The sequence below is a fragment of the Pigmentiphaga daeguensis genome (assembly GCF_039523035.1).
GTDB classification, from domain to species: Bacteria; Pseudomonadota; Gammaproteobacteria; order Burkholderiales; family Burkholderiaceae_B; genus Pigmentiphaga; species Pigmentiphaga daeguensis.
Genome location: NZ_BAAAEN010000087.1, coordinates 1 through 578 on the forward strand (window position 1 = coordinate 1; position 578 = coordinate 578).

The window sequence follows — 578 nt, forward strand, 5'->3', positions numbered from 1 at the left end:
CGAGATTAGTACGGTAATGATGTAGAGTCTGCCTCCGTGGAGGTAGCATGAAGAAGCGTTTCACAGAAGAACAAATCATTGGCATCCTGAAGGAAGCCGAGGCGGGCACAAAGGTAGCAGACCTATGCCGCAAGCACGGCATCAGTGATGCGACGTACTACAACTGGAAGGCGAAGTTCGGCGGCATGACCGTGTCGGATGCGCAGCGGCTCAAGGCCCTGGAAGCGGAGAATGCGCGGCTCAAGCGATTGCTAGCCGAGAGCATGCTGGACAATGCGGCGCTCAAGGATGTCCTCGGCCGAAAGTGGTGAGCCCGCAGGCGAAGCGAGCAGCAGTGATGCACGTCATGCAAGTGCATGGCTTAGGCGTCACCCGCGCCTGTGGGCTATTCGGCATCTCCCGGTCCTTGTACCGCTATGAATCGCGCCGCCCGGATGACCAGGCCCTACGGGACCGGCTATGTGAGCTGGCAGCCGCCAAGCGGCGCTATGGCTATCGGCGGCTGCATGTGCTCGTCAAGCGCGAAGGGTGGGCCGTCAATCACAAACGGCTGTTCCGCGTCTATCAGCAGGCAGGTT

The 578-nt window shown here is 60.0% G+C and carries 1 pseudogene; it reads left to right on the forward strand.

The features are described 5' to 3' along the window. Window positions 1-47: 47 nt before the first annotated feature. Window positions 48-578 (forward strand): annotated as a pseudogene (locus ABD104_RS30270) (transposase); the annotation flags it as partial.